Source organism: Deinococcota bacterium (assembly GCA_030858465.1).
In the GTDB taxonomy this organism is placed as follows: domain Bacteria; phylum Deinococcota; class Deinococci; order Deinococcales; family Trueperaceae; genus JALZLY01.
This window is the reverse complement of the sequence record JALZLY010000160.1, coordinates 22693-28754: the sequence shown is the minus strand read 5'-3', so window position 1 is coordinate 28754 and position 6062 is coordinate 22693. Positions and strand designations below refer to the sequence as shown.

Below are 6062 nucleotides of genomic sequence, written 5' to 3'. Positions count from 1 at the left end.
GCCCAGAGGTCATGGCGGGCTTAAGATAAGCCCTGTAGACCCGCCTCCAGCCGGAGACGAAGCGGTTGACGAGGTGAAACTGCCGGTAGGTGTTGTGGAGCTTCTTTAAGTCACAGGCCGGGTTGTCCATCCGCTCCTCGATATCCGTGACCCGGCTGCTGAGAAAGAGCGGCACGGGCTTAACGAGGGTTTTTGCTAAAGAGGCCGCTTTCCACCGTGAGCCCAGGACCAAAGGCCATCGCGCAGAGCGTTTCATCCCCTCCAACGGGCGGCTTGTCCATGACCTCTCTCAGCACAAAGAGGATGGTGGCGCTGCTCATGTTGCCGTAGTCCTGCAGGGTCTTTCGGGAGGGCGCAAGATCGGCGTCGGTCAAGGCCAGGCTCTTTTGCACCTTGTCCAAGATGCTGCGCCCGCCGGGGTGGACGGCCCAGTGGTCGATATCTCCCAGCGCAATGTTATCTCCCAAGCCCCCTCCTTCAAGGAGCGGCTCGAGCACGCCCGCGATGCTGGCGCCGAGAATCTCCGGGACGTAGCTCGAGAGGACCATGGTAAAACCGCTGTCGCCGATGGTCCAGGCCATGTCCTCCTCTCCCCTTGGCGTCAAGGTGGTGGCGAGCCGCTCGACTTTGAGCGCCCGCTCCGGCTCCTGCGGCGAGCGGGCGCTGACGACAGCCACCGCCCCGCCGTCGGCAAACACCGAGGTGGCGATGATGGCGTCGAGGTTTTGGGTGAGCTGCAGGTGAAGCGTGCAGAGCTCGAGGCAGACCACCAAAACCGTCGCCTCCGGGTCGGCCTCGCAAAAGGCTCGCGCCATGTTGAGGGCGGGAAAGGCCGCGTAGCAGCCCATAAAGCCCAGATGAAACCGCTGCGTCGCCGGGGACAGGCCCAAATCTCTGACGATGAAGTAGTCGGGGCCGGGGGCAAAAAAGCCCGTACACGACACCGTGATGACGTGGGTGATGTCCGCCGCGGCGACGCCCGGACAGTGCGCGACCGCCTTGCGCGCCAAGCAGCTGTAAAGGGGCCTCGAGGCCGCGCTGTAGAGCCCGTTTCTCTCCCCCGTCGTGGGCGCCTTGAGGCGGCCTTGCGCGCCGTCATAAAAGAGGCCCGCGGGCGCGCGCTCGCTGAAGTCGCGGATGACGCTGTGGCGTTTATGAATCCCCGACTGCGCGTAGACGCGGTGGATGAGTCGCTCGACTTTGCGTTCGCTGCCGAGGTGCGCCTTCATGACGTCGCGGATAAAGGTCTGCTCATAGGCCGTCTCGGGCACGGCGGTTTCGATGTGATGAATAAAAACAGCCATGTCTAGCACAACATTACAACCTTACGGGGCGGAGCATTTGGTTCAAAACCACCCTCAGCCCCCTAGAGCAGGTGCCCCCCAGAGCAGGTGATAGAGAAGAAACGCGCTCAGCACCCCCGAACTCACCGCCGCAAAGCGCATGGCGGTATAAAAGTTGCGCCTCACCTCGAGCTCGTCAAAACGCCCTGCCCAGCGCAGTAAACCGACGCCCACCGCGGCGAAGAACAGCCCGAGCGCCGCCGACCAGCCCCAGCCAAAACGGCCCCCCAGGCTGAGCACCATCACGGCGCCGCCCGCGGCGAGGACGGCGACCGCGACGTAAAGCGCCGCGCGCACGCCGAGCATGACCGGCAGGGTGCGGTCGCCCCGAGCCCGGTCTTCCCCCGTCTGGTAGCTCTGCGTCACGATGTAAAGGCCCGTGACGATGAGCGCCGTGGTGACCATGCCGAGGAGCGCCACGGGCTCCAGGAGCGACGCCAAGGTCGGCTTGCCGACAAACCAGCCCCCCGCAAAGCCCACCGCGCCCTGCCCGAGGGCGATCGCCCCTAGCGCCGCCCAGGGCTTGGCTTTCAGCCTCACCGCCGGGTGCGAATAGGCCGTGAAGATAGTGAAGAGGGCTAACCAAGCGAGCGTAAAGGCGGGGCCGACGAGGAGTGCGAGCGGCAGACCGGCGACTTGCACGGCCAGCGAAAAGTAGAGCAGCCCGCCGTCGACCGCCGGAGGCTCGAGCATGCCGCCGATAGGACCCTCGTCCTTGTCGAAATAGGAGTTAAAGGCCGTGGTGCCGCCGTACAAAAAGAGGTGCAGCGACAAGTAACCCAGCCAAAAGCCAGCCTCGCGCGGCGAGCCTCCGGCCAGGAGCACGCCCCACAGGTAGATGGGCGATAAGAGCAGGTTAAAGGGCAAGCGCAGATGGCGCAGCCAAGGATGATGCAGGAGTTGAAGCAACTGGGGGTAGGGGACTCGAGAGCGTTGCATCGCCGTTCTGCCCCAGTCTACCTCTTAAACATCTACTCCTTACTACTCCTCAACAGCAATTCGAAGTGGGCGTTTCATGAGAGACTGGCCGCCACTCTCCTTGCTATCCTTCAGACACGCCGCCCACCAGGGGCTTTCCTAAAGATGAGGTTGCTCGAAGCAGGCGCGATCACGTTGTAGCGGAACAACCGCTAGGTCTAGCCCATCAAGTGCGTGCTAGACGAGGCGCTGATGGCTCCAAAGAGGTTCGTATAGAGGCCGAACTTGCCACCCCGCCTCTTCAAATGCTTCGGCTTTGAATGCGTCCCCGACATGCTTTCTGGCTTCATTTCGAATTGCTGTTAACGTCCGAAGGCCGTGTCCCGGCCCGAAACAACATGGTACGATAGCTCAACAAGGCGATGGGGCTCGCCACAACCGCCTTTTTAGGCTGATGGCTCCTATCCGGGAGGTTAGGGGTTTTTTCTTGTCCTCCTGATAAGGGATATTGAGGTATGAAGGGTTTTAAGGTTCCAGCTTGCTCTGTGCCACTGCGGCTACGATTGTCATCAACAATGCCGTGGCCAGCGGCTGGGAGCTGACATAATGCGGCGTCCCAAGCTCGAGACGACCCCCGCCGCCCGCGCCGCGGGCGGCAAGGCCCCGCCCGCCTCCCTGCCGCCCCTTAAAAACATCTTAGCGGTCGCGGCGGGCGGGGCGATTGGCGCCACGCTCCGTTACAGTTTCATCGTGGCCTTTCCCGTCGTTCCCGGCAGCTTTCCGCTCACCATCTTTACAGAAAACATTGCCGGCGCCTTTCTCCTTGGCCTCGTCCTCACCCTCGTCTTAGAGCACTGGCGCTGGCGCTGGGACATCCGGCCCTTTTTGACGACGGGTATCCTTGGCTCGTTTACGACCTTTTCCAATCTCAGCTTGGACATCGTCGCGCTCGGCCGGGACGGCTGGCTCCTCATTGCGCTGGGCTACAGCGCGGCTAGCGTCGCCGTCGGGCTCCTCTTTGCTTTCTTGGGCATATGGGTGGCAAGACGCCTTGCCAGGGGTCGCGCGTGAATCCTCTTTGGATAGCCTTGGCCGGCGCCCTCGGAGCCGCAAGCCGCTACCTCATCGACTTCTATCTGGTCAGCCGGGTGAGAGGCTCCTTTCCTGTGGGCACCTTTACCGTCAACGTGACGGGTTCCTTGGCGCTCGGCTTTCTCGCCGGGCTGGTGCTCTACCGGGGCATGCCGGTAGAGGTCAAGGTGCTTCTCGGCACGGGCTTTCTCGGCGCCTACACCACCTTCTCGACGTGGATGTACGAGACGGCCAGACTCGTCGAGGAGGGCGCTTGGCGCGCAGCCTTAGTGAACGCCGCCGGCAGCCTGCTGGCCGGGGTCGCCGCCGCCGCTGCGGGCCTGTGGCTCGCCGCGCTTTGGTAGGGTTAAGACTCGCTAGCCAAGAAAGTCGGGGGTGGTCGAATATCGTGGCTGCTGCCACACTGCCCGCGGCTTTCATGGCTCTATGCTCCCCGTGTCGGCGACCGCTGAACCTGTCGTCGCAGGAGGCTGTTATGGCAAAGTATCTGGCCTATGTCACGCTCTTAGCCGCCCTCGTCGTGATGGCTTGGGCCGCACCGTTGCAAGCACAAGAGGCCGCAGCGCCCGCCGAGGAGGCCGAGGTCGTCAACCCTTACTTGGGGCTCGTCGCCTTTCCCGGCTCGGTCATTCTCGAGCAGAGAAGCGAAACGCACGATTCCCACACCGTCTTCGAGTCCGACGCCAGCCTGGAGGCGCTTTACGAGCACTTCCACGAGCAGCTTATCCAGCTTGGCTGGGAGCAGACTGAGTTGGAAAGGAGCGACGATGAGATCGAAGCAAGGTACGAGCGGGAGGGCGAGGAGCTCGATCTTGACCATCTTGGCTCGCGCAGTCCCCCATCTTGGCTGAAAGCCAGGTGGGGGTTAGCGAGTCGCCCGACAGGGCCAAATTTAGGGCGGCGTCTCCTGAGATTCCAGATAGCGCTTGATAACCTCGATAGGCGCGCCGCCCGTTGAGAGAATACAGTAGGAGCCTGACCACAGCACAGGCTTGTAGTAAAACCGCGCTAGGCGCTCGCCATAGTCGCGCCTGAGAAGGCGACTTGTTACCGTCTTGAGGTTGTTGACAAACTTGGCTAACTCCATACCGGGGTGCGCTTCGAACAGAATATGCAGATGGTCTGCCTCGCCCGACAACTCGACTAACTCGTACTCCCACGACTCGCATAGTCGCGTGACAATTTCTTCGGCGCTTTTGAGCATGTCCCCAGAGAGCGCTTTGCGTCTATACTTCGTCACTAGAACCAAGTGGTAGTAAAGTCGAAAAACACTGTGCGAGTGTGACTTTAGTGTTGTCTTGAGTGTCATAACCATAGTATACTCGCTTATGGTTGTTACCCGCCGTGCCCTGTTCAAAGTCTACCCAACCGCTGCACAAGCCGTGCAGTTGGACGAATGGAACGTTTTGCACGCACGGCTTTATAACGCCTGTCTTGAGCAGCGCATCACGGCTTACCGCAAGTGCGGCAAGTCGCTCAGCTACTACGACCAGCAGAACGAACTGCCTGCCCTTAAAGCTGAGTTGCCCGAATGCCTCCCGCTTGGCTCGCACGCACTGCAAGAAACGGTGCGCCGGGTAGACCGCGCCTTTGCCGCATTCTTCCGTAGGGTTAAGGTGGGGCAAAAACCTGGTTTCCCACGGTTCAAATCGGCCACGAGGTACAAAGGATTTACCTACCCCGACCCCTCCGGGTGGAAGTTTGCACTTGGTCCGAACGGTAAGCATGGCTTTCTGGACATCACCAACTTCGGCAAGCTCAAGATTCGAGGTAAACCGCGACAGTGGGGCAAGCCGACCACTCTCACCTTGACTCGCCGGAACGAACAGTGGTACGCCAGCATCACGGTGCGCTGTGAGCCAAACCGTGAGGCGGGTACAGCAGCAATTGGATTGGACCTTGGCTGCGAGAGTGCGATGACTCTCAGCAATGGCGACAAAGTAGAGAACCCACGCTATCTTCGAGCAACGCTCCGCGGACTCAAGGTGTTGCAGCGGAAGCTTGCCAATCAAAAGCGCGGTGGTGCGAATCGAGAGAAGACCCGTTTGGTGTTGTGTCGCTTGCACCAAAAGGTTGCCAACCAGCGGAAGGACTTTCAGCACCAAGAAACGGCTAAACTGATTAAGACCTACGGGCTTATCGCTACCGAAACGCTTAACGTCAAGAACATGACCGCCAATGGCGGCAGGTACAAAGCAGGGCTTAACCGTTCCATCTTGGATGTGGGGATGGCGACCATCAAGCAGATGCTCAGCTATAAAGCGGAAGAAGCTGATAGCTTTCGTCTGATTGAGGTGCCAACACGCAAGGTTAAGCCCTCGCAAACCTGCCCGTCTTGTGGCCGTCAGCATAAGAAGCTCCTCTCTACGCGTTGGCACTCGTGCGAGTGTGGCTGCGAGCTACCTAGAGATGTTGCTGCTGCCCAAGTGATGCTTGCTTGGGCTAATAACGAGCTGGGAACCGGCTTGCTGGCGAGTCCCTGTAGTTTGGGGATAAAGACCCAGGAAACTACCCCCATAGCCGTCAGGCTTGGGGCGTAGTAGTTCATCTGGAAATGAAGGCGAACGCCCGCTACGAACTAGAGATCAACCTCGAGGATTAAGGCCGGCAAGGCTGCCGTTCAAGCGTCTTCGCCGTGTGCGGACGGTTTAGGCTACGCTGTGAGCTAATGCGCCAGACGAGTTGTCATCCTCACATGCCTGAGCCGCC

Annotated in this window: 7 protein-coding genes and 1 riboswitch; of the genes, 4 read left to right on the top strand and 3 right to left on the bottom strand. The window is 60.5% G+C overall.

Translation table 11 applies throughout. From position 1 onward, the window contains the following. Positions 1–179 precede the first annotated feature (179 nt). Both M3498_08180 and M3498_08175 read right to left on the bottom strand, forming a co-directional pair. Positions 180–1304, bottom strand: coding sequence for a type III polyketide synthase (locus M3498_08180; protein ID MDQ3459258.1), 1125 nt, complete (start codon positions 1302–1304; stop codon positions 180–182). Between the two features lie 54 nt (positions 1305–1358). Continuing rightward, positions 1359–2282, bottom strand: coding sequence for a UbiA family prenyltransferase (locus M3498_08175; GenBank protein MDQ3459257.1), 924 nt, complete (start codon positions 2280–2282; stop codon positions 1359–1361). A 388-nt stretch (positions 2283–2670) separates the two neighbouring features. Then, positions 2671–2732: riboswitch (Fluoride riboswitch) on the top strand. A gap of 135 nt (positions 2733–2867) precedes the next feature. Here M3498_08175 and M3498_08170 point away from each other — a divergent pair. The 3 genes from M3498_08170 to M3498_08160 all read left to right on the top strand — a co-directional run bounded on the left by M3498_08170 (position 2868) and on the right by M3498_08160 (position 4311). Continuing rightward, positions 2868–3332, top strand: a complete 465-nt coding sequence (locus M3498_08170; protein MDQ3459256.1) for a CrcB family protein — start codon at positions 2868–2870, stop codon at positions 3330–3332. Next, entirely contained in the window at positions 3329–3697 is a 369-nt protein-coding gene (crcB, locus tag M3498_08165; protein MDQ3459255.1) for a fluoride efflux transporter CrcB, read from the top strand. Before M3498_08170 ends, crcB begins: the two co-directional genes overlap by 4 nt. A 131-nt stretch (positions 3698–3828) precedes the next feature. Further along, the gene (locus M3498_08160; protein ID MDQ3459254.1) at positions 3829–4311 is read left to right on the top strand and encodes a hypothetical protein; all 483 of its coding nucleotides are present in this window, start codon (positions 3829–3831) and stop codon (positions 4309–4311) included. Here the strand turns inward: M3498_08160 and tnpA are convergent. Beyond that, a complete protein-coding gene (tnpA, locus tag M3498_08155) occupies positions 4246–4662 on the bottom strand; it encodes an IS200/IS605 family transposase (protein MDQ3459253.1) in 417 nt (138 codons plus the stop codon). The genes M3498_08160 and tnpA overlap by 66 nt on opposite strands. A gap of 19 nt (positions 4663–4681) precedes the next feature. Between tnpA and M3498_08150 the strand changes: the two genes are divergently transcribed. Continuing rightward, positions 4682–5893, top strand: coding sequence for a transposase (locus tag M3498_08150; GenBank protein ID MDQ3459252.1), 1212 nt, complete (start codon positions 4682–4684; stop codon positions 5891–5893). The last annotated feature ends 169 nt before the right edge of the window (positions 5894–6062 follow it).